Source organism: Bacillus sp. UNC125MFCrub1.1 (assembly GCF_000701305.1).
GTDB lineage: Bacteria > Bacillota > Bacilli > Bacillales > Bacillaceae > Bacillus > Bacillus altitudinis.
On record NZ_JNIG01000010.1, the window covers coordinates 198865 to 224613 of the forward strand.

The following is a 25749-nucleotide window of genomic DNA, read 5'->3' on the forward strand; positions in this document are numbered from 1 at the left end:
ACTGCAAGGCTGCATCCTGCCTAATCTAAAGTTTACAAGACTCGTTCTCTATTTGTTTGATTGACAATATGTTTGATCAGCTTTGCATTTTGAGCTGCACATTCTTTCTGTTTGAACATATCAGCATGCCGGCCATAGCCTTGGTATTGGGTAAAAGATCCGGCCGTTGCCTGTGTCCACTCTTCCATCCAGTCCGGGATCGCTATTTGTTCTTCAGATTGGATGAACGTAATATCTGCCTGTATTTTGCCTTGATTCACCCCCTTAACAAACGTTTCATAGTAGGCGCGCGTCTTTTGGGCAAGCGCTTCTTGAACGATCTCCCCTTGAGCAAGCTCGCTTTGTTTCGTTTGATGAACAATCGCTTCAATATCATCATCAATGGATCGTCCTTCTAAATCACTTTCTCCAATTTTCTTATAGGAATCGATCATGATGACCTTCTCGACTGTCCGTCCTACTTGTTCAAGCGCTTGAACAAGCTCAAAGGCGAGGTAACATCCGCCTGAGTACCCCATCAACGTCAGCGGCCCTTTTGGCTGAAGGTGCTGAATATGCTGAACGTACTGCGCCATTCGGTTATTCGTTTCAATAAAATCAAAAGCGACTAGCCGAACATCATCAAGCGTTTTTGCTGCTTCCTGATAGATAAAGCCGTAGCCTGGTAATGGCGGAAGAGCAAAGACTGTTGATGTTTGAGATTCATTGAATACAAGATAGCCAGCGGTTTCCCCGTCCTGATGCTGAATATAATGACTAAGCGCTTCAATCGTCGGGGTCTCAAACAACAAATGGATCGGCACCTGAACCTCAAACTCTTTTGATACTTTGGACAAAAGAGACATTGCTTTTAAAGAATGTCCGCCAAGCTCAAAGAAATGGTCATCTGTGCTAATATCCTCTCGTTCAAGTACTTCCCGCCACATTACCAGCAGCTTTTGTTCCACTTCATTTGCGGGCAGTTTCACACGGCGGTTTCCTTGCGGTGCCTCTGGTTTTGGTAGCTGGCGTTTATCAACCTTCCCGTTTGGCGTAAGTGGGAGGTTCTCCAGTTCAATCAGCTCATGAGGCAGCATATAAGCTGGAAGACGCTCTTTCAGCCCTGATTTGATGTCATCGAGTTTGCCTTTCCATGCATCATCACACGTGATATAGGCAAGCAGCCTTGTATGATTGGTTTCATCATGATCCGCTAGGAGTACAGCTTGTTTTACACCTGGGTGCATGAGAAGGTTGGCTTCAATTTCTGTCAGTTCAATTCGGTGTCCTCGAATTTTCACCTGATCATCAACTCTGCCTGCATACTCAATCAGACCGTCTTCTCGAAAGTAAGCTAAATCCCCCGTGCGATACAGGCGCTCACCCGCAGCGAATGGATGGGCGATAAAGACTTGTTTTGTCAGATCAGGACGATTCAAATACCCTTTTGCCAGTCCTTTGCCGCTCAGACAAAGCTCTCCAACCATTCCAATCGGCTGAAGCTGTCTGTGCTCACTCAATATATAAGCGCCCGTCTGGTTGAGCGGCTTCCCAATTGGAATAGAACGTGCCTCTAAAGGGATCGCTTCATCTATCGGATAATATGTGGCAAAAACCGTTGATTCGGTTGGTCCGTATACATTCAACAATCTGCCTTTTCCCATCACATCAAAGGCTTTTCTCACATGCTGAACCGATGCCCTCTCTCCCCCAAACAGCACCTTACGCACACCGCGCATCCAGTCTGTTCCTTCATCAACGAGAAGATGGAATAAAGCGGTTGGAACAAACATGACAGAAATATGCTCTCCTTTTATCAACTCAGTGAGCTTCCCCATATCTAAAATGGTTTCTTTTTGCGGCAGGACAAGCTTTGCTCCGTTTAAAAGCGCACCATATACATCAAATGTAAAGCCATCAAATACGCTATTTGATAACGACAGCAATGTATCTGTTTCTAAAATGGTTAAATAATTCGTATTTTTGACCACCCGGGCAATATTGGAATGGGTCGTCATGATGCCTTTTGGCTGTCCGGTTGTTCCAGATGTATACATGATGTATGCCGTATCATCTAAACCAGCTTCAAGTGGCAGATTCTCTGAGCTCATCAGTAAAATTTCTTGATCATCTGCAAAAAGATACGTGCCATCAAATGCGAGTGACCTCGTCTGACTGATAAAGGATGAATGAGTCAGAAGATGCGTCGCTCCGCTGTCTCTCAGCATATATTGGATACGGCTTTCTGGATAATCTGGATCAATCGACACATAGGTGGCACCTGCTTTTAAGACAGCGAGTAAACTGACAATGAGTTCAGGTGTCCGCTCTGCTAAAATGGCGGTCACCGTTTGATGACCCACCCCATTTTTTTGCAAATGCCTTGCCAGTCGATTGGCTTGTTCGTTCAGCTCCGCATATGTCATCGTGTGATCACCTGCTGATAATGCCACTGCATTCGGCTGTTTTCGGACATTATGCTCAAACCACTTTGTCAAATAAAGCTGATCATGCTCCAGCTCAGGTGCATTCCATTCCTCTAACATTCGCTGTTTTTCCTGCTTTGTCACAAGTGTCAGTATATGAACTAACTGATCTGGATGTTTGATGGCCCCTTTGATCAAAAGGGTCAGCTGATCCTTTAATTTATGGACAAATGCAGGATCAAATGCACGCTGATTAAAGGCCAGCTTCAGCTGCAATTGTTCCCCGGGCGACGCCAGTAAATTGAGATCATAGTTCGATTTCTCATAGACATTCATGTCTTCTACTGTAAAGCCAAGCAGTGACTCCTGCTCGTCTTTCTTTGCAGCAGGGACATTCTCAAACACCACAATATGATCAATGAGCTGCTGCTGACCTGCCTTAGCCTGAATATCATAAATCGGGATATATTGGTGCGGTTCAGCCGCTAAAGACTGCTGCTGCGTCTCTGATAATAGAGAACGGAACGTCATTTGGTCTGTCAGCTGAATTCGTCTTGGAATGACATTGATGAACAACCCCACCATCCGGTCCACACCAGCTAAATCTGCCGGACGTCCTGACACAACCGTTCCAAACAACACATCGTTTGAGCGCTGATACCTGCTTAGTAAAATGGACCAAGCCGATTGAAGCGCACTGCTTAACGTGGCATTCTGCTGCAAGGCTAACTCTGATAAAGCAGCAGTTTCTTCTTTACTCATGGCCCATTCGATTTCGCCTAATTCATGCTCATTTGTTTGCTTTCGCTGTTCTTTAAAAGTCGACTGCCCCTCAAAACCAGCCAAAGATTGCGTCCAATATTCAAGTGAGGCTTGTTTATCTTGTTTTTCCAGCCATTGAATATATTCTTTATATGGCTTGACTGGCTCCAGCCTATAAGGGATGTCATGCAAAAGTGCATGATAAATCGCAAACAATTCCTGCACAACTAGGCCAAAACACCAGCCATCTAGAAGGATATGGTGATAGCTCCATATCCAGCGATAGCTTGAAGGACCCGTTTGAAAAACAGAGGCCCGCATGAGCAGATCCTTCGAGAGATCAAATCCTCTCAGCTGATCCTTTTGTTTAAAACGATCAATACGTTCAAGCTGTTCACTTTCAGAAAGATCCTGTATGTCCACAACATCAAGCTGGAAAGGTCGATTTTTTAATACAACTTGGACAGGACGCTTCACTTTTTCGTGGAGGAACACGGTACGAAAAATATCGTACCGTTCCACAATGATATTCATGCTTTTCTCAAGCAAATCATGCCGAAGTGTGCCCTTCACGTTCATATCCATTTGTTCTACATAAAAGCCTTTTTCTTGATGATGGAGGGTATGAAACAGCATTCCTTCTTGCATCGGTGACAGATAGTACATATCTTGAACTTGATCCCTTTTAAATTGACTCATCTATTTCATTCCTCCTTCCCCTTTTTCATGACTGATCTAGTGGTGTTAGGTCAATTTCTCCTCAAGCATGTCAAAGATATCGTCCATTTCATCCATTTCAAGGTCTGCAGCCGAGAAGTCACTTGGTGTAAATTCTCGCTCTTGATGCGCTAAGCAATGGGTGATGATGGATCTGATCTTCTCCTTCAACAATGCGATGAACTGCTGTATCGTTTGTTCTTCATATTCACTTGCACAATATGAGCACGACAGAATGAATTGATTGTGCTGAACAAGACCGCTGAGGTTCAGCTTATAAACAGCTTCAGATTCAGGGCTTGCTTGACGGCCCATATCATAGGTTGAGGGCCCAAAGAGTTCTGTCGTCACTTCCTGATCAATCTGCCCAAGATAGTTCAAGCTGATTTCAGGCTGCACGTGTTTGACTGACGGTTCGGATGGTGTCATGTATCTTAAAATACCGTAACCAATCCCTTTATTCGGTACACGCCGTAGCATCTCTTTCGTTCCTTTGATAGCGTCTGCAATGGTCTGATTCGGTTTCGCTTCAAGAACGACTGGATACATGCTCGTAAACCAGCCAACTGTGCGGGATATATCTAATCCTGATAAAATGTCCTCTCTTCCATGACCTTCAAGCTGTACATGTACATGAGATTGACCTGTCCATTCCTGAACGGCCAGCCCAAGCGCACATAGAAGAATATCATTCATTTCTGTTGTGTACGGAAGATGGATATTCGTTAACAGATGCTCGGTTTCTGCTTCTGTCAGCTGCATTTTGACCGCTTTCGTATCCGCGACTTTTCTTTCTTTTACTTCATGGTCAACAGGTAAAGTCGTAAACGGTCTATTTTCAATCGCTGCCCAATACTCCTTCTGGTTTTTTAGCAGCTGTGACTGCGCATATCGTTCAATCGCTTCTGCCCATTCTTTGAAAGAGTGCGTTTTTGGCGGCAGAACCATCGTTTCTCCTTTTTCTGCCTGATGATAAAGAGACATAAAGTCTTCTAGTAAAATCCGGCAAGAAACGCCGTCAATCACAAGATGATGTGTGATGATGAGTAAGTGATCACCGTTTTCTGTATGGAAACAAATCACTTTCATCAATGGACCCTTTTCAAGATTCAGTTGACGCTGATACTCATTGGCGTATGTGGAAATCGCCTGTTTCACATCTTGCGCTTTTGAAACATCACAAGAAATAATTGAAAATGGTTCTGTCAACTCCCGCTGATTGTATTGCAGCATGTCATCATGCTCCTGTCTGAACACCATGCGCAGTGCATCATGATGTGAGAGCAGTTTTTGCAGAACTTGTTCTGTGACAGCCAAGTCAAACCCTTTTGGTGCATGAAGCATCATTGAGAGATTCCAGTGGTGCTGGTGATCAAAGTTCCGTTCAAAGAACCAGCGCTGAATCGGTGTTAAAATGACCTCTCCTTCCACAGCTGACTGATCAGCTGTGAGAAGGTCCGCTTCTTCGATATATGGGCGAAGCTCCGCAATCGTTGGGTATTGGAAAAGCAGTTTCATATCGAGCTTCCAGCCTTCTTGCGTGAGTCTGCTTGCCATCTGGATGCCTTTAATCGAATCTCCGCCAAGGAAGAAGAAGTGGTCGTGAATACCAACTTGGCTGACGCCAAGTACATCTTCCCAAATGCCGCAAAGTAGTGCTTCCACTTCATCTCTTGGGGCTTCGTATGCTGTTTGATTCGCTTCCACATCAGGTGCTGGCAGTGCTTTGAGATCCACTTTGCCATTTGCCGTCATTGGCAGTTGGTCTAGCTTGATGATCCATGATGGCACCATATATTCAGGCAAGATGCGCTTTAAGCTTTCTTTCAGCGCAGCCGTTTCTGCATCTGTAATGACGTAAGCGACAAGAGCGTCTTGATCACTTGCGTCTTTGACCGTTGTCACGACGGCTTCTTTCACTTCATTTAGCGCAAGGAGCTGCGCTTCAATTTCTGATAGCTCAATACGGAATCCGCGGATGCTCACTTGATGGTCTTTTCTACCGAGATAGATCAGTTCGCCATCCTCTGTCCACTTCACCAAATCACCTGTACGGTACATGCGCTCTCCTGGATAAAATGGATCTGGGACAAACCGTTTGTCCGTTTCCTCTGGTAGATTCCAGTAGCCTCTTGCCAGTCCTTTCCCTGCAATCACGAGCTCACCCGGTACGCCTTGCGGCGAGAGATCATATAACGAACCCATAATGTAAAAACGAGTATTGGCAATCGCTGTTCCGATAGGAAGCGTGCCTTGATCTGGATCAATGATCCCGCTTGTCGCCACGACCGTATTTTCTGTTGGGCCGTAGTTATTCACGAGTTTGTATGGAACGGGCTTCACCTGTTTCAGCTTGTCCCCGCCTGTCAGTAAGTAACGGAGAGAATGATTGTCCATCGACATAAACTGCTCACATAGCTGTGTTGGCAGGAATGCAATGGTGATGCCTTCGTGATTAAAATACGAATTGAGCTTGATCATATCGAGGCGAATCGCTTCACACAACAAAATGGCGGTTCGGTCTTGTTTCGTCACCTGGAAAGCATCATTGTGCCAAAAAGCAAGATTGACAAGAGACTGATGCTCGACCATGACACCCTTCGGCTGTCCAGTCGTTCCAGATGTGTAAATCATATAAGCGAGATCCGTTGGTTTGACAGGAACCTGAATCTCGTGCGCTTCTCCTTCTACTGCCTCTTCTATGAAGAGGGTATGACCTGTGAAAGAAGGTGGTGCAGTGAGCTCTTTCTGAATCAGAAGGACCTCTGCCCCGCAATCTTCCAGCATGTAGGCAATGCGCTGCGCTGGATAATCGGCATCAATCGGCACGAATGCCGCACCTGCCTTGAGCACACCGAGAACAGCGGCTGTCATCTCGAGCGATGGACGCGTGAGAATGCCGATGCGGTCTCCCGGTTTTGTGCCGGTGGAAATGAGTCTTGCGGCGACTGTATTCGCCCGGTTGTTCAGTTCTTCATACGTCCAGCTTGTGCCGCAGAAAGTTGCGGCTTTTTGATGAGGTACTTCTTGTGACTTCGCCTCAATCAATGTATGAACCGTTTGATCTGTCGGGACATCTAGGACAGGTCCGGACCATTCATCAAGCAGATGTCGCTCTTCTTCTTTGGTTAAGATGGAGATGGTCGAGATCGACTGATTCAATTTCGCAAGCATTTCGTCTATGATTCGCTCAACATATTGACTCCATCGCTGAATGGTACTCTTTTTAAATAGTGCCGCTGCATATTCAAAGCGCAAGCCCACTTGATCTTGTTCCTCAAAGACACCGAGCGTTAAATCAAATTTTGCCTGAACGGCTTCTTGCTGTTTGTGCGAAAGCGTAAGTCCATTCAATTCCGGTAACGTCAGATCACGCTCATCCGTTGTCATCATGACACTAAACAACGGGTTGCGGCTCGTGTCTTTCGGAAGGTCTAACTGCGCGACCAAATCCTCGAATGGGAATCCTTGATGTTCATAAGCTGATAGATTGTGATCTCTTATTTTTTCTAGCAGATGCTCTGCAGTTTCTTCTAACTGAACGTCATGTCGAAGGGCCAGTGTATTCACAAACATGCCCGGAATCCGTTCGATTGACGCATGTGTACGTCCAGCCGTTACAGCCCCTATGACGATGTCATGCTGCCCAGTCAATTTATGAAGGAGAATGGCAAAGGCCGTTTGCATCACCATGTTCAAACTCACATTTTTTTCAGCCATGAGCGCTTTGACATGCTGCGCCTTTTCAGCAGACAGCCATCTATCAACCCGGCCTCCTGCAAATGACTGCACGCTAGGCCGCGGGAAATCAAGCGGAAGTGCTAAGTCTTCTGGCGGCTGTGCATATTGCTCCAGCCAATACTGCCGCTGTTTTTCAAGTGCTGCTTGCTGTTCTTCCTCTTGCTGCCATACCGCATAATCCTTGTAGTGCAACTGAACTGGCGGTAACGTCTTATGCTCATACAACTCCGCTAATTCTTGAATAAGCAGACTGCGTGTCACTCCGTCTGCGATGATATGGTGCATATCCATCATGAACACATATTTGTCATCAGACAGCTTTGCCACTTTCGCTCTCATTAGAGGTGCTTGATGTAATGAGAATGGTGTCATGAAGTTGTCTACGACGGATTGTACCTGATCGCTTTCTACTTCAACCATCTGTAACGTAAACGGTACACGGCGATAGATTTTTTGGACGGGACTGCCGTCAATTTCAACAAAGGCTGTCCGCAATGACTCATGTCTATCAATTAAAGCTTGAATCGCTCCTTCTAGCTGCTTCAGATCAAGGTTTCCTTCCATCATGAAAACGGCTGGCATATGGTAGGTGACGGATTCTGGATGTAACTGCTGTAATACGTACATTCGCTTTTGTGCGGAAGAGACTGGATAGAAATCTTGCTTTTCCGCTGGCTGAATCGATGTGACGAGCGAAGCATCAGCTTCTTCCAAATAGGCAGCTATCGCACGTATCGTTGGCTTTTCAAAAAGAACCTTGAGTGGAACATGCTGATTCAGTTTGGCTTGCATGTTCGAAATGAGCACCATGCCTTTCAGAGAATGCCCGCCTAATTCAAAGAAATGGTCATCAATGCCGACTTTTTCAATCTCAAGAACATCTGACCACATATCACAAAGCGTCTGCTCAAGCGCCGTTTCTGGTGCTGCATGTGCCGTGCGGTTCATATGTGCCTCATGAGGAAGCGGCAGAGATTTTGCATCCACTTTTCCGTTTTGCGTCAGCGGCATATGACCCACTTTGACAAAATAAGTAGGAATCATGTAATCCGGTAGTGTCTCTGAAAGCTTTTCTCTAAATGTCAGCGTTCCAATGTGATCAGGTGCTGTATAATATAACGCCAGCTCCGGTAAACGAGATGTGTTGATCACTTTGACATACACTTTTTGAATGGTTGAAAGGGCACGTGCGGCATGCTCAATTTCTTGTTTCTCAATTCGATAACCGCGAATTTTCACTTGATCATCTACTCTTCCAAGGAATTCAATCTCTCCATTTGTATGCTGTCTAACCAAATCTCCCGTTCGATACATCCGCTCTTGAGGGAAATAAGGATTTTCAAGAAAACGCTCTGCTGTTAATTCAGGCTGATTCAAATAACCTCTTGAAACACCATCACCTGAAATATAAAGCTCCCCCGGTGCGCCATAAGGAACAAGGCGCTGCTCGCGATTGCATACGAGCGCTCTTGTATGAGCAATAGGCTTTCCGATGATAGAACGCTCCTTTAAAGCGTCCAGCTCATGCGGTGTCATTAGCTTGCTCACTGTACCAATCGTTGTTTCTGTCGGACCGTAATGGTTCATCACTGCCACGCATGGATGCTGCTTCATAAATGTCGCAACATCTTCAGAGACAATCGGTTCTCCTCCCAATACCACAAGCCGTAAAGCGTCAAATGTATGACCCTTCGAATCTGCCATCATATGAAATAAGGATGGTGTCATTTTGATATAAGTCAGCTCTTGTTCATCAATAAAACGCATGAGACGTACAGGGTCTGTATACACGTCTTCACGAGGAATATAGAGTGTCCCGCCTGCTTTTAGAACCGGGAAAATGCTTGTGTAACCAAGATCGTATGCATAAGAAGACAGGAGTGCCGTTCGATCGCATTCTTGTAAAGTCACTTCATGTGTCAACCAATTGACGTAGTGTGATAGATTACGATGCGTGAGCTGTACACCTTTTGGCTTCCCTGTTGTTCCAGATGTGTAAATCACATAAGCCAGTTGATCAACCGATACGTCTGGCAGGTCTAGAGAATCGTTTCGTTGGACGGCTTTCTCCACATGTACGACCTGAATCGACTTGAGATGCTGATACGAATCGCCAAGAGACTCATTTGCCACGATGACTTTTGCCCCTGAATCTTTTAATGTGTAACGAATACGTTCCGCAGGAAAAGCTGGATCAATTGGGACAAATGCACCGCCTGCTTTCATTACACCTAGCATCGAGACAACGACATAGACAGATCGATCAAGAATAAGTGCGACTGTGCTTTCTTTCTCTACGCCTTGCATCTTCAGCTCACTGCAAAGAGCATTGGACATGTGATCTAGTTCACGGTAGGTCAGCTTCCTTTCACCATCCATCACCGCAATGGCATCAGGCGTTTCCATGGCTTGACGTGAAAATTGCACATGGTACGGCTCATGTTGACCTGTTTGTTCTCCATCCCTTTTCTCCAGCCGCTCCATTTGTTCATGCTGATCCAAGAGGTTGAACAAGCCAATTTGTTCATTCGGATGCTGGACCGCCTCACGAATAATCGCAAGAAGATGTGTTCCGAACCGGCGGATGGTTTCCTCTTTAAATAATGCCGTTGCATAGTCTAGGCTTAGTTTTATTTCTCCCTCACGTTCAAATGCTTCTAGAGACAGATCAAATTTGACGGATCGGTGCTGCATTGCATAAGGCGAAATGTTCAGATCGCCGAGCTTTAGTGCAGGAACATCCATGTTCTGCATATTAAACGAAACACTAAAGAGCGGGCTTCGGGTTGTATCACGATCAAGCGGCAGACGCGCGATTAACTCTTCGAGCGGATAGCTTTGATGTGCAAAAGCATCTACACTCGTTTCTTTTATTTCTTTAAGCAGCTGTAAAAATGACTTTGTTTGTTCCGGTTTCCCGCGCATCGCAATGGTATTGATGAACATCCCCGGCATGTCCTGAATATCTGGATGTGTTCGCCCCGCAACAGGAGATCCGACAATGATATCTTCCTGTCCGCTGTAGGAAGCGAGCAGCACTTGAAATGCAGATAACAAGAACATGTACAGCGTCGTATCTGTTTTCTTGAGCAGCTCATGAATACGCTGAGTTGTCGCTTGATCACAGCCAAACATCACCCGTTCTCCAGAAAAATCACGTTCCACTGGACGTGGGTAGTCTGTCGGCAAATCTAAAACCGGTACATCTCCTTCGTATTGCTTCAGCCAATACGCTTCATGCGCACGCTGTTTCTCTGTTTCTTCTTCACTTAACTGCCAGACAGCGTAATCTTTATAATGAATGGCTCTTTCTGCAAGTGCCTCTCCATCATAGGCTTTCGCCAAATCCTGAATGAACGTCTTCATGGAGCTGCCATCTGTAATGAGGTGATGTGCTTCCAAGACTAATAGATGACGATCATGACTCACTTTGAGCAACTGTGCCCGCAGGAGGGGAGCGGCTGTCAAATCAAACGGCGCCTGACGTTCAGCAAGAAATGCCTCGGCCTCTTCTTCCTTTACATCATGGACAGGGAGGTCAAATGCCGCTCTTTCATGTACCCTTTGGACGATGTTCTCGCCTTTCATATGAAAACTCGTTCTTAAGATTTCATGCGTTTGAATCAATTCATCAAATGCTGAGGTGAGCCGCTGATGATCGAGCGTACCTTCAAGCGTTAAGACGATCGGAATATGATAGTTCGTACTCTTAGGTTCAAGTGTTTGTAAAATGTATAAGCGCCGCTGAGCTGGTGACACTGGATAGTCCTCCGCCTTCGCTGCGGGTAAGATCGGATGTCCTTGTTCTTCTTGACCGTCCTGGTCAATGTATGACGCAAGCGATCGAACCGTTGGCTTTTCGAATATCACTTGAATCGGAACTTCCTTTTGGAACACTTCTTGGATTTTGGCTGACATCATCATTGCTTTGAGTGAATGTCCGCCAGTCATGAAGAAATGCTCATCTATTCCCACCGCTTTCCCAAGCAGTTCCTCCCAAATTTGAGCAAGCGCCTTTTCCGTCTCAGTTTCAGGCGGAATGATCCTGACTTCTTCACGATGAGCTTCGTCAGGCGTTGGTAAAGCTTTTCGATCGACCTTTCCGTTTGCTGTAAGCGGGAAAGCATCTAGCTTCATGACGTGATGAGGTACCATATATGCTGGCAGTGCTTGATGAAATAAAGCCCGCACCTCTTCTTCTCTGATCGTTCCCGTATAGTAAGCGGTCATTTCTTTTTCTTCTGAAGGAGACGCATGGATGAGCACAACCGCCTCATCGATCCCCGCCTCTTGTTGAAGAACCGTTTCAATTTCACCGAGCTCAATACGGAAACCACGGATTTTCACTTGATCATCTGTCCGTCCGAGGAATTCGATTTGACCATTTGAACCGTACCTAGCCAAATCTCCTGTTCGATATAAACGCCCTTCTGCCTTGAAAGGATCAGCGATAAATACTTGCTTTGTTAATTCTGGACGATGGAGATATCCTCTTGAGACACCGTCACCGCCGACATACAGCTCTCCTGGCGCACCAATTGGCTGAAGTCTTTGATTGTCATCTAAAATGTAAGCGGACGAATGATTGATCGGCTGACCAATTGGAATCGTGCCCGTTTCATCCCCTCTCACCTCATAAATGGTCGAGATGGTGGTGTTTTCTGTTGGGCCATACGCATTCAGTAAAACAAGTGATGGATGATGTTTCTTCACAAGCTCTGCACTTTTCACATTGATCACATCACCGCCTGTGATCAATTTGGACAATCCTTTAAACATATGCGGTCGCTGCTGAGCGAGTTGATTAAACAAACCTGTCGTTAAAAAGAGCGCCGAGATTTGATTCGTTTGGATAAAGCGTTCAAACCGGTTGATGTCCAATAACGTGTCACGGTCAACAGGATAAAGCGTTGCACCGTTCAGCAGTGTGGTGAAAATTTCAAAAGTAATGGCATCAAAGCTGACTGCTCCTGTATGTGCCATACGATCCGACTTGTTCAAGCCCAGTGTCTCCTGTGAACATGCCAATCTGACAATATGTTGATGCTCAATTTGAACACCTTTTGGCTGACCGGTTGACCCCGACGTGTACATGATATACGCCAATTGCGAAGGAGAGGTCTCGACTTCGAAAGGTCCGTTTGACTGATTCGATATGTCCGACACATGAACGGCTTGGATGCTTTCATGAACTGGCGGCTGGCTGTCCGCATAGAGCAAAACGGATGCGCCGCTGTCTTCAAGCATAAAGCGGATTCTATCCTCTGGCTGGGCTGGATCAATTGGTACATAAGCAGCCCCTGCTTGAAGAACCGCTAAAATGGCGATCACTGCTTCAGCAGATCGATTCATATACACTGCGACGGCATCTTCTTGTTTCACTCCGCTATCAATCAAATGTCCCGCAACACGATGGATTTCTTGGCCGAGTTCTTCATAGGTGAATGCCCGCTCTCCTTCGACTAACGCCAGATGGTCTGGCTGCGTTTGAATGCGTTCTTTCAGAAGCTCAGGAATAGACAGATGCTTTGGATAATCTCGTTCTGTCTTGTTCCATGCTTCAATCTGCTGTTTTTCTTCTTCAGTGATACACGTCACGTCATGAAGGCGAACTTCCGGATTTTCGATGATCTGCTTCATGAGGTTGGTCAGGTGTTTCGATATTTTTTCAATGACCTCTTCTTCAAAAGCCACCGCATTGTATTTGATTTTCAATGTCCATGTTTCACCTGGATATACAAGGACATTTAGATCGAAATTCGTTTGTTCAAATCCGTCTTTTACATCAATGGAAAACCCTAGACGTTCCGACATGGTGTCACCAGATAGCTCTTGATCTAAAGGATAGTTCTCAAACCCGACCAAGTGATCGAAGAGTTGTCCTCCTGCAGCTGCCTGTTGCTGAATGTCATAAAGCGGCATAAAATCATAGTTTTCCGCTTCCAGCGCATGCTGCTGAACTTTTTGAAACAGCTGTTTGAAGGTGTCTTCCTGATTCATTTCTACCCTGACCGGTATTGTATTGATAAAAAGCCCTGCCATCTGTTCTATCCCAGCCACACTTGGCGGCCTTCCAGATACGACTGTTCCGAAAGTGACATCATGTGCCGCATGGTAAGTGCCTAAAAGAACCGACCAAACAGCCTGGAATAGATTTGGTGCTGTCACTTGGCAATTTCTTGCGATCTCTTGAATGCTTCTGACCATTTCAGCATCCCATGTGAACGTCCATTCCTGATGGTCATATTGTCCGTTCGCTTCTTTTTGCTGCAAAAGCCCTTGATGCTGAACCGCACCGTCTAAGCGATCCTTCCAATAGCCTTCCGCTGCTTGTTGATTTTGCTTGCCAAGCCACTGGATATAATCTGCATAAGGTTTTCCTTGTGAGCGATCCGGCGTTTTGCCGTTCCGATAAGATTCGTAGTAATGAAACAATTTTTTCATCAAAACTCCCATGGACCAACCATCCATGATGATGTGATGGTTGCTCCAAATGAGATGCCAGTTTGTTTCATTCAGTTGAAAAACAGCGACCTTCAATAACAAATCATTCGTTAAATGGAAGCCTTGCTTTCTCACTTGCTTTTTATATTGATCTAGTACCTTTTGCTGTTCCTGATGATTCAGGTGAGATAGATTCTTTCTATACACATCTAGATTGCGCTCTGCCAGTACAACCTGACGAGGCTTCTGTAATTGCTGATAGACAAAGGCTGTACGGAGAATGTCATATGTGCCGATGAGCTCATTGAGACTTTTTTCAAAAAGATCGAGATCAAACTCCCCTCTTATTCCAAGCTCCAGCTGTGTGAAATAAGAGGACGAATTAGGGTCTAGCATGGCATGATATAACATGCCTTCTTGCATTGGTGTTAAAGGATATACCTTTTGAATCTTCTGTTTGCTCATAGTCCACCTCTTCGTTTGCTTAAAATATATCCATTAGCTTTTCAAGTTCATCCATGGTCAGGTCATCGTCTCCTACATCACTAGGTGTAATTTGCGCTTCATCTTGTGATACACAATGTGAGATGAGTGCCTTCACGTTCTTTTCTAAAAGGTCCTTGAACTGCTCCATCGTTTGCTCTTCGAATTCAAGCTGGTGATATGAAATCGTCATATGGAACAAGCCCTGTTCTACGAAACCAACAATATCTAATGCATGAGGTTTCTCTGATTCTGGACTTAATGATTGACCTGCCTGCCAAGTGGATCGACTTAGTTCACCCCCGCCAATCTGTTCATCAAACTGACCAAGATAGTTAAAGCTGATATCTGGCGTGACATCAAATGCGAGACCGTCCTTCATTTTGTCAGGCGTTAAGTATTTTAAAACGCCATAGCCGATTCCCTTGTTCGGAATGTGTCTGAGCTCTTCTTTCAAAAGCTTGATTTGATACGAAAGATCCTCCGCATGCGACAAATCAAGTAGCACAGGATACATGCTCGTAAACCAGCCGATGGTCCGCGACACATTGACCGCCGGAAGGATGTCTTCCCTTCCATGTCCTTCAAGGTGAATAAAGTGTCTGTCTTCTCCTGTCCACTCTTTCAGGGTCAATCCTAAAGCGGTTAGCAAAATGTCATTGATTTCCGTATGGTACGCCTCATGTACTTCTGTCAGTAGACTGCGTGTTTCTTCCTCAGACAGCGTAAAGCGAATGGTTTTTGTATGCAGCATTCTTTGATCCTCTGTAACATGATCCTTTTGCAGAGGTGCAGTTAAATGCCCAAGTACCTTTTTCCAATAGTCCCTTTCTGCCAGCAGCTCATCTGACACTGCATATTCCGTCAACTTCTGGGCATATGCTTGGAATGAATGTGTTTTTTCAGGAAGTGTCAGCTCTTCCCCACGCTTCGCCTGCTCATAAAGAGCCATGAAGTCTTCAAGGAAAATACGCCATGACACACCATCAATGACAAGGTGATGTACAACGAGCAATAAGTGATCTCCATGATCCGTACGGAAAATCGCAGGTTTGACTAACGGTCCCTCTGTTAAAGAAATACTCGCCTGCACTTCATTTGCCAGCTTTTCTACGTGCTCGATTTGCTGTGATCGTTCTCCTTGTACTTCTATCACGTCCACCGCTACATCGTTTTCGTCTACTCCACGATGACGCTGGATGATGCGTCCTTCTTCTATCGGATAAACCAATCGCAAAGCATCATGATGGGTCATCATCTGCTCGAGCACTTGCTTGACAAGCGCTTCATCCAAACCATTTGCCGCATGGAGCATAACGGACTGATTCCAATGATGCTGGCTGCTGAAGTTCCGTTCAAAGAACCAGCGCTGTATAGGTGTTAAAATAACCTCTCCTTCGACAGCTGACTGATCGGCTGTGAGAAGGTCCGCTTCTTCGATATATGGGCGAAGCTCCGCAATCGTTGGGTATTGGAAAAGTAGTTTCATATCGAGCTTCCAGCCTTCTTGCGTGAGTCTGCTTGCCATTTGGATGCCTTTAATCGAATCTCCGCCAAGGAAGAAGAAATGGTCGTGAATACCGACTTGGCTGACGCCAAGCACATCTTCCCAAATGCCGCAAAGCAGTGTTTCCACTTCATCTCTTGGGGCTTCGTATGCTGTTTGATTCGCTTCCACATCAGGTGCTGGCAGTGCTTTGAGATCCACTTTGCCATTTGCCGTCATCGGCAGTTGGGCTAGCTTAATGATCCATGATGGCACCATATATTCAGGTAAGGTGCGCTTTAGGCTTTCTTTCAAAGTGCCCGTTTCTTTATCTGTGATGACGTAAGCGACAAGAGCGTCTTGATCACTTGCGTCTTTGACCGTTGTCACGACGGCTTCTTGGACTGAATCCAGCGCAAGGAGCTGCGCTTCAATTTCTGACAGCTCAATACGGAATCCGCGGATGCTCACTTGATGGTCTTTTCTGCCGAGGTAGATCAGTTCGCCATCCTCTGTCCATTTCACCAAGTCACCTGTACGGTACATGCGCTCTCCTGGATAAAATGGATCTGGGACAAACCGTTTGTCCGTTTCCTCTGGGAGATTCCAGTAGCCTCTTGCCAGTCCTTTCCCCGCAATCACGAGCTCACCCGGTACGCCTTGCGGCGAGAGGTCATATAACGAACCCATAATGTAAAAACGAGTATTGGCAATCGCTGTTCCGATAGGAAGCGTGCCTTGATCTGGATCAATGATCCCGCTTGTCGCCACGACCGTATTTTCTGTTGGGCCGTAGTTATTGACGAGTTTGTATGGAACGGGCTTCACCTGTTTTAGCTTGTCCCCGCCTGTCAGTAAGTAACGGAGAGAATGATTGTCCATCGACATAAACTGCTCACATAGCTGTGTTGGCAAGAATGCAATGGTGATGCCTTCGTGATTGAAATACGAATTGAGCTTGATCATATCGAGGCGAATCGCTTCGTCGATGATATGGAGCTCTGCGCCGGCGATCCACGTCGGGAACATCTCCCAAATGGAGGCATCAAAGCCAAAGCCGGCATATTTGGCGGTTCGGTCTTGTTTCGTCACCTGGAAAGCATCATTGTGCCAAAAAGCAAGATTGACAAGAGACTGGTGCTCGACCATGACACCCTTCGGCTGTCCAGTCGTTCCAGATGTGTAAATCATATAGGCGAGATCCGTTGGTTTGACAGGAACCTGAATCTCGTGTGCTTCTCCTTCTACTGCCTCTTCTATGAAGAGGGTATGACCTGTGAAAGAACGTGGTGCAGTGAGCCCTTTCTGAATCAGAAGGACCTCTGCCCCGCAATCTTCCAACATGTAGGCAATGCGCTGCGCTGGATAATCGGCATCAATCGGCACAAATGCCGCACCTGCCTTGAGAACCCCGAGAACAGCGGCTGTCATCTCGAGCGATGGACGCGTGAGAATGCCGATGCGGTCTCCCGGTTTTGTGCCGCTGGAAATGAGTCTTGCGGCGACTGTATTCGCCCGGTTGTTCAGTTCTTCATACGTCCAGCTTGTGCCGCAGAAGGCAGCGGCTTTTTGATGAGATACTTCCTGTGACTTCGCCTCAATCAATGCATGAACCGTTTGATCTGTCGGGACATTTAGGACAGGTCCGGACCAATCATCAAGCAGTTTTTGCTGCTGCGCTGGTGATAATAATTGCATCTGATCTAATAATTGATCTGGTGCTGACACCATTTGTTCGATCAAGTAAAGGAAATACTCCTTCCACTTCTCAATCGACGACCGTTCAAAGATAGAAGAATTAAAATCAAACACAAGCTCGATTTGATCGTCAGATTCGTTTCCAGTTAAGGTTAAGTCAAATTTCGCTATGTTCTCATTGAATGATTGTGGAACAATGTGAAGTCCATCCATCGACAGGTCACGGATATCTGCATTTTCCATCGAGAACACCACATCAAAGATCGGATGACGGCTTGTGTCGCGAACCGTTTGTACTTGGTCCACCAATTCTTCAAATGGGTAAAGTTGATGTTCATTTGCCGCTAACACAAGCTCATGAACTGTTGACGCAAATTGAGAAAATGTCTGGTGTCCTTCTGGTTTTGTTCTGAGTGCCAGCGTATTCACAAACATGCCGATGACTGATTGAATATCAGGATGGGTTCTGCCCACCACTGGAGAACCGATCATGATGTCTTCTTGTCTCGAAAGCTTGCTTAAAAGCGTACTGTAGCAAGCAAGCAGCACTGTATACGTTGTACCGTTGAGTGATCTAACCAGCTCATCCAATTGCGCTTTAAGCGCACCGTCTATAGAGAATTCGACGCGGCCCCCTTCAAACGTCTGAACCTTTGGTCTCGGAAGATCCTCAGGCAACGCCAAAACAGGCAGTTCTCCTTGTAATTGTTCCAACCAAAACGCCGCTTCAGCCTCTTTTTGTACAAGAGATTCTTCACTGTTTGACCAGACCGCATAATCCTTATATTGAATAGGCAATTCATCAAGTTCGTCTCCTCGATACAAGATCGATAGCTCATCAATTAAAATACCGACAGACGCACCATCTGAAATGATGTGGTGCATATCAATCAACAGATAATGAACACTCTCCGATTCAGACACAAGCCCCACTCTGAGCAGCGGCGCTTTTTCTACATCAAATGGACGAATAAAATCATTCATTAATTGCTGAATGTCTCGGCCTTCCCCTTCGATGTTTTCAATGTTCACAGAAACATTCGTTTCAATTCGTTGAACAGGTTCACCCTGAACGAAGTCAAAACTCGTACGGAATGCTTCATGGCGATGAACAAGCTGGTCAATGGCTTTTTTAAATCGTTTTTCATCAAATACACCTTCAAGCTTTAAAGCAGCTGGCATATGATAGCTCTGCTCGGCATCTGTCATTTTTTGCAGAACAAATAATCTTTTCTGAGCAGATGTCACAGGATAAACAGCCGCTTCTTCCGCTTTTTCCACTCGTCTGATTTCAGTTCGATCTGTTTGATCCACCGCATGGGCAAACGCCTCTAAAGTGGGTGATTCAAATAATGTTTTCAACGTACATTCCACATGCATCTCTTCATAGAGCCTGTTCAACATTTTCATGCCGCGCAGTGAATGACCTCCGCATTCAAAGAAATGATCATGTCTGCCGATTTTCGGAACTTCAAGAACTTCCTGCCAAATATGTGCCAATATACGCTCTGTATCTGATTGAGGTGGGACGTATTCATTTGCCGCCTGCTCACTTACATCAGGTACCGGTAATGCCCGTCTGTCTACCTTGCCATTCCCCGTTAGTGGCAGCTCGTCTAATTGCATGAAGAAAGCTGGCATCATATAAACAGGGAGTTCTCGTCCTGCTTGCTCACGTAAATCCGACAGTGAAACAGCACCTTCTGCTGTGAAATATGCACACAATGTATCATTTGATATCGCAATGACAACAGCTTCCTTCACTTGCGGATGCTGCAATAGCTGGTGTTCAATTTCGCCAAGCTCGATACGCTGACCTCGAATCTTGACTTGATGATCTATTCGCCCAATGAATTCAATATCTCCATTTGACAGCCATCGTGCGAGATCGCCCGTTTTGTACATGACTTCACCAGGTCGGAAAGGATTTTCAACAAACTTTTCGCTCGTTAACTCTGGCTGGCAATAATACCCCTTGACCAGTCCGTCACCTGCGACACAAAGCTCTCCAGCTACTCCCGGCGGCTGCACATGTCCAAACTCATCGACAATATAAACAGCCGTTTGACTCACCGGCTTTCCGATCGGAATCGATAGTGCTTGTTCTTCAATGTGATTCACCGGATAATACGTTGTGAAAATCGTGCTTTCAGAAGGTCCATACATATGAATAAGTTTGTCTTCTCCAACCGTTTCAAGGGCTGCCACAACATGCGGCACAGAAGCACGTTCCCCGCCAAACAGCACTTTTCTGACGTTTTTCAGGCTGCCTTTTTTCATATCAATCAGTAAGTGAAATAGAGCGGTCGTGATCATTAAAATACTGACTTTTTCCTTCTCAATCGCGCCAGAAAGCTCATTCATATTTAAAATGTGATCCTTTGGCAAAACAATGAGTTTCGCTCCGTTCAATAAAGCGCCAAACACATCAAACATAAATGCATCAAATACATAGTTTGAAATGCTCATCACCGTGTCTTCATGATGAATGGTGAGATAATTCGACTGCTTCACTGTTCTCAAAATGTTCCGGTGCGTCACCATGTTCCCTTTAGGTTTGCCTGTCGTACCAGATGTATAGGTTAAATTCGCCAAGTCCAAAGGCGAAACACATACAACTGGATTGCTCTCTGACTGCTGATCAACGGCTCGATCTTCTGTTTCTATGATTTTCCCTTCAAACGCAGTAAGCACAGAGCGATGACGCAGCACCTGATGGGTCAGGACAAACTGTGCACCACTATCTGTCAAAAAGTGCTTGATGCGCTCATCAGGGAAGTCAGGATCGATTGGCACATAGACACCGCCAGCCTTTAGCACAGCTAAAACCGACAACACCATCTCATTGGAACGTTCAAAGAATAAAGCCGCTGTCATCCCTTTTTCAAAACCATGTTCACGTAAATAATGAGCCAGCTGGTTCACTCTGCGATTCAGCTCTTGATAAGAAAGAACCTCATCTTTATATTGCAAAGCAGGCTGATGACCATGCTGCTGCACTTGCGATTCAAATTGCGTCACAATGGTTTCTTCCACAGGATATGGCGTAGGTAACGGGTTCCACATCTTCAATTGAGCCGCTGCTTCTTGTTCAGACAGTAAGCGGTATGATTGAATCGCTTGCTCCGGCATTTCGACCATCTGCTCCAGAAGATAAACATAATGCTTGAGCATCTGCTCGGCAGTACTTCGTTTAAATAACGCCGTACTGTAATCGAGAACAAAGGAAAGACCATGACTTGACTCCATCGCTTGAAGTGTGAGATCAAACTTTGCAATATGGAAATTGGTTTCCTCGACTTCGACTTTCATCTCTCCAATATGCTGGGCTGTTGAATGATCTGGCGTTAGAGTAAAGACCGTATCAAATAATGGATGGCGGCTAAAATCTCTTTGCACATTTAGCTTTTCAAGCAGCCGCTCGAATGGATATTGCTGATGCTCAAACGCCCTCATCGTCTTTTCCTTTACTTGCTCAATCAACTGCGTCATTGAACCGTTCGGATCTACCTCTGAACGTAAAGCAAGTGTTTGGACAAACATGCCGATCATGTCATTCAAATCTGCATGCACCCGGCCTGCTGTTGGCGTCCCCACTACAAACTCCTTTTGACCTGTGTATTTTGCAAGCAATGTATAGTAAGCAGAAAGCAACACGGTATACAGCGTCGTATGATGATTCGCTGCAAGCTCCTCCAAACGGCCTGTTAACGTCTCATCGATGTTTCTGAGAACGCGGTCTCCAGCGAAAGACTGGACAGCCGGACGCTGATAATCCGTTAGCAACTGCAAAGCAGGGATATCTCCTGAAAATTCTTTCAGCCAGAATGCTTCATCTATTTGCCCGCCTTGCTCTGCCTGTTGTTCTTGCCAAACAGCATAATCTTGATATTGAAGCTTCAATGGCGCTTTCACTAATCCCTCATATGCGTCAGACAGCTCACGCAGCATCAAATCAATTGAAAGACCATCTGAAATCAGATGATGCATATCGAAATAGAGAAGATGCTCCTGATCATGTAAAGACTGAAGCCCAACACGCAAAAGCGGAGCCTGCTCAAGTTGAAAAGGTCGGACAAATTGACGCATGTTCTCTTCCATCGTGCTGCCTGTCACCTGTTCTATTTGAAATGGAACGGATGAAGCTACCCGCTGACGAGGGACTCCTTTGACTGTATGAAAAGAAGTGCGCAGCATATCATGACGTGCGATCAATTTTTCAAAAGCTCCCTCCAACTTCTCTCGTTGCAGCGTTCCTCTTAATTTCACAACGGCAGGCATATGATAGGCGATGCTCTGCTCCAGCTGAGTCACCATATAAACACGCTGCTGCGCTGGTGACAGTGGATAATCGGCGGCAGTCGGTGCTTTCGGTATGACCACTTGTGAAGACTTTTCCGCTTGTTCAATATAAACAGCAAGTGCTGCAATTGTTTGCTGTTCAAATAAAACAGATAAAGGGACCTCCACTTGAAAAGCCCGCTGAACGAGTGTAAGAACTTTCATCGCTTTGAGTGAATGCCCGCCTAGGTCAAAGAATGAGTCGTACACACCTATGCTCTCTTGATGAAGAACGTCTTCCCACAAACGAACAAGCTTCGTTTCTACATCGTTTCTAGGCGCTACATAAACAGCACTGACAGCCTTATCCCCTTTTAATGCAGCAAGCGCACGCCGGTCGACTTTCCCGCTAACTGTTAGTGGAAATGCCTCAAGCTGCTTGAAATAAAGCGGCATCATATAAGCTGGCAGCTGATGTTTGATAGCGGCTTGCAGGGTGTCCACGGAAAGAAATTCTTGTCGTGCCTGATAGTAAGCACTTAAAGCATTTCCACCGTCCGGTTCATCCACGACAAGGACGACAGCCTGATCGACTCCGTCTACCTGCTCCATGACTGCCTCAATTTCACCTGTTTCGATGCGGTAACCTCTTATTTTCACTTGGTCATCTATTCTTCCAAGGTAATCAATTGTGCCGTCTGGAAGCCATCTCACTACATCACCTGTGCGATACATCCGGTCTTCAGGAAAAAATGGATCTGGTCTGAATGCCTTCTCCGTCAATTCAGGCTGATTCACATAGCCCCGTCCAACTCCTATTCCCGCAATGCATAGTTCTCCCACAGCTCCCTGCACCTGTAGTTGTTCATGTTCATTTAAAATATAAATCCGGTGATGGCCCAGTGGCTTTCCAATTGACACATAGCGCTGTTCTGGTGACTTCTGCAGCTCACTGAGATCTAGACGGTGAACCGCCGCATCCACACACGTTTCTGTCGGACCATACACATTCCACAAGGCAAAATCCGGCTGGCTGACACGCACAGCTTCAATCAGCGCCTGCGCTGCTTTCGCAGGGAGTGCTTCTCCCCCAATCAGCATATGAGTCAGTGCAAGCCCGTCCAAATCAGCTGCAAGTAAAAGCTGCACATGTGCTGGCGTTCCATCTGTTGCTTCAATTTGTTGTTCTTTGTAATAAGTCGCTAGCTGTACACCGTTTCGTGTCGTTTCTCTAGGCACAATATGAAGCGTATGTCCAAATAAAAGAGCAGCAAAGATTTGTTTAACAGATGCATCGAAATGGAACGGTGCAAGAAGCGCCACTTGAAGCTGATTTGCCCCCTCATACACTTCGTGATGCAGGGCATGAACCAAATGATGCAGCTGAAGATGCTCGATCATCACTCCCTTCGGCTTTCCAGTCGTACCCGATGTATAAATGAGATAAGCCAAATCCTGTGATGTCGTCTGATCGATCAGCTCAGGCAGCGGACGATCTTCTAATTCCATATGCTGCTGGACAATCATTTTTTCCGCAATAGATGAATATCGCTGAACAAACGATTCTTCTGTTAAAACGATAGAAGCACCGGAATCTTCTACAATAAATTGAATGCGTTCCTCAGGTAATGCCGGATCGATCGGTACATATGCACCACCAGCTTTTAATATCCCAAAAATGGCAGCCATCGCATCTGCCGTCCGTTCCATTAAAACGGCAACTGGCACATCACCCGAGACACCTTTCATCTGTAAAAATCGTGCCAGTTTGTCCGCTTTTTGATACAGCTCTCCATAAGTGAACGTTCCATTTTCCGCAACCACAGCTGCCCGTTCTGAATACTTTTTAGCTGCCTCATCAAATAAGTGGTGAACTGGTTTCGCTCCTGGTAAATCAAATGCTTCTCCCTTAGATAATTGAAGCAGCTGCTTTTGTTCATCTGCTGGCAGTAAAGAGAAAGCCCCAATTAGCTGATCTGGCTGAGAGACTGCCGCCTCCAGCAAAATGATCAATCGATCAAACAGCTTACTCATATCATCTTCACTAAATAGGTCTGTACGGTAATCCAAATCAATGGTCAATGTATCTGTATCCCAGCGGTCTTTCACATGAATCGATATATCATTCATCCCGCTTCCACTAAAAATCGGCTCCGTAATGAACGAAAGATTCTCTTTTTTCTGCCACTGCATGACCTGATACTCTAAAGAAATATCAAACAGGCGTCCTGTAAATCCATCTCTTTCCCTTAAATCATTCATGAGCACATTGTAAGGATATTTTTGATGACGCAAGATCTTCATCTGATCCGCCATGACCTGCTTCACGAAATCAAGAAACGTGAGGGATCCTTGCACAGATGCGCGCATCGGAATGGTCGACACAAACATCCCAATCATCTTTTTTTCCTTTGCATTTGTCCGATTGCCCATAAAAGTTCCAAGGACCACATCCTCCATGCCGCTAAATCGGTGCAAGTAAATATAGACAGCGGACATAAACATAGAAAGCATACTGACTTTCTCTTCTTCACAAAAGACTCGAAGCTTCTCCTTTAAAGAATCAGGAATATCCCCTGAAAATCTCTCCGCATGTAAGCTCATCTCGTAACCTTTATGCGGTGTTAAAGAAGCGAAATCTGGAATATTGGAAAATTGCTCGTTCCAAAAAGCTTGGTCTTTCTGAAAACGTTTAGAAGATTCATACGTTTGCTCACTCATGATGTGATCAACGAAGGAAATGTCTTCAATTGGGGAGATGTCTGTCCCCTGCAGCATGTCATGGTATAGATCAATGATTCGATTTCCCATCAAGATAATTGAAATACCATCAGCCACAATATGATGTGCTTTACAGAACAGCCAGCACTCTTGATCACTGATTTGAAAGACCGTAAATTCAATTAAGGAACGATCAATCAGTTCCATCGGCTCACGAATCTCCTCGTTCGCCCACGCTCTGACTTCCTTTTCACTCCAGCCTTTCACCAAACGAATCGGCTGTTTTTCATATGGCTTGATATATTGAACGGGCTCCTCCTGCTCATGTCGATACACCAGCCTTAAACGAAGAGAATCAGTTTCACGAATGTACGCTTGAAGCACATCCACGATCAAAGAAGGATTTAGACCTGATACCGATCTTAACTTGGCAAACCCACCCAAATTAGAAATACTTGTGCCTGGATAAAATCTTTCCGTGTAGAATACTCGCTTTTGCGCATGTGTTAAGGGGTAATAAACTGTACTCATTCTCATCCTCCGCTCTTCTATGTTTTCTCCACCAACTGTGATACCCTGCACCCTCTATATCAAAAGAACCAAGTCTATTTCATTAAAATAGACGGAATAACAAAAAAGGAGCCCACCCCGAATAAAACGGAGGGACTCCCATTTTGATTCGGTAACCTGCCGACCATAGTAAAAAAGCAACTTTTACCTTAGGACATGGCTTTGCGTCTCTATGTTTCCATAGATTTGCCTTTTTCTTCTTTTCTTTTAGATATTTTCTATTTACGTCCACTTTATATGAAATTATTGTTTTTTTCACCGAAAAATGGGTGTAAAGATTCATGCGTTATGCCGAAGGGATCACATCATAATTTACGATATTTACCGAAAATAACTAATAATAGTTGCGTTCCACCGAAAATAAATGACCAATTACCGCAAAAATTTCATGTTTTTCCTTAAATTTTTCAAATATGACCGAAAATGTAGGAGAGAGGTCTC

Annotated in this window: 3 protein-coding genes and 1 riboswitch; all 3 genes read right to left on the minus strand. The window is 45.4% G+C overall.

The features are described 5' to 3' along the window. Positions 1–32: 32 nt before the first annotated feature. Genes N521_RS06275 through N521_RS06285 form a run of 3 tightly spaced genes read right to left on the minus strand, consistent with a single transcriptional unit; the run spans position 33 to position 25269 of the window. On the minus strand, positions 33–3866 hold the full coding sequence (locus tag N521_RS06275) for a non-ribosomal peptide synthetase (protein WP_035390492.1): 3834 nt from the start codon (positions 3864–3866) through the stop codon (positions 33–35). A 45-nt stretch (positions 3867–3911) separates the two neighbouring features. Then, positions 3912–14534: a non-ribosomal peptide synthetase gene (locus N521_RS06280; RefSeq protein ID WP_035390494.1), complete on the minus strand. Its 10623-nt coding sequence runs from the start codon at positions 14532–14534 to the stop codon at positions 3912–3914. A 19-nt stretch (positions 14535–14553) separates the two neighbouring features. Next, entirely contained in the window at positions 14554–25269 is a 10716-nt protein-coding gene (locus N521_RS06285) for a non-ribosomal peptide synthetase (protein WP_035390496.1), read from the minus strand. A gap of 147 nt (positions 25270–25416) precedes the next feature. Beyond that, a riboswitch (cyclic di-GMP riboswitch) is annotated at positions 25417–25509 on the minus strand. Positions 25510–25749: the final 240 nt, after the last annotated feature.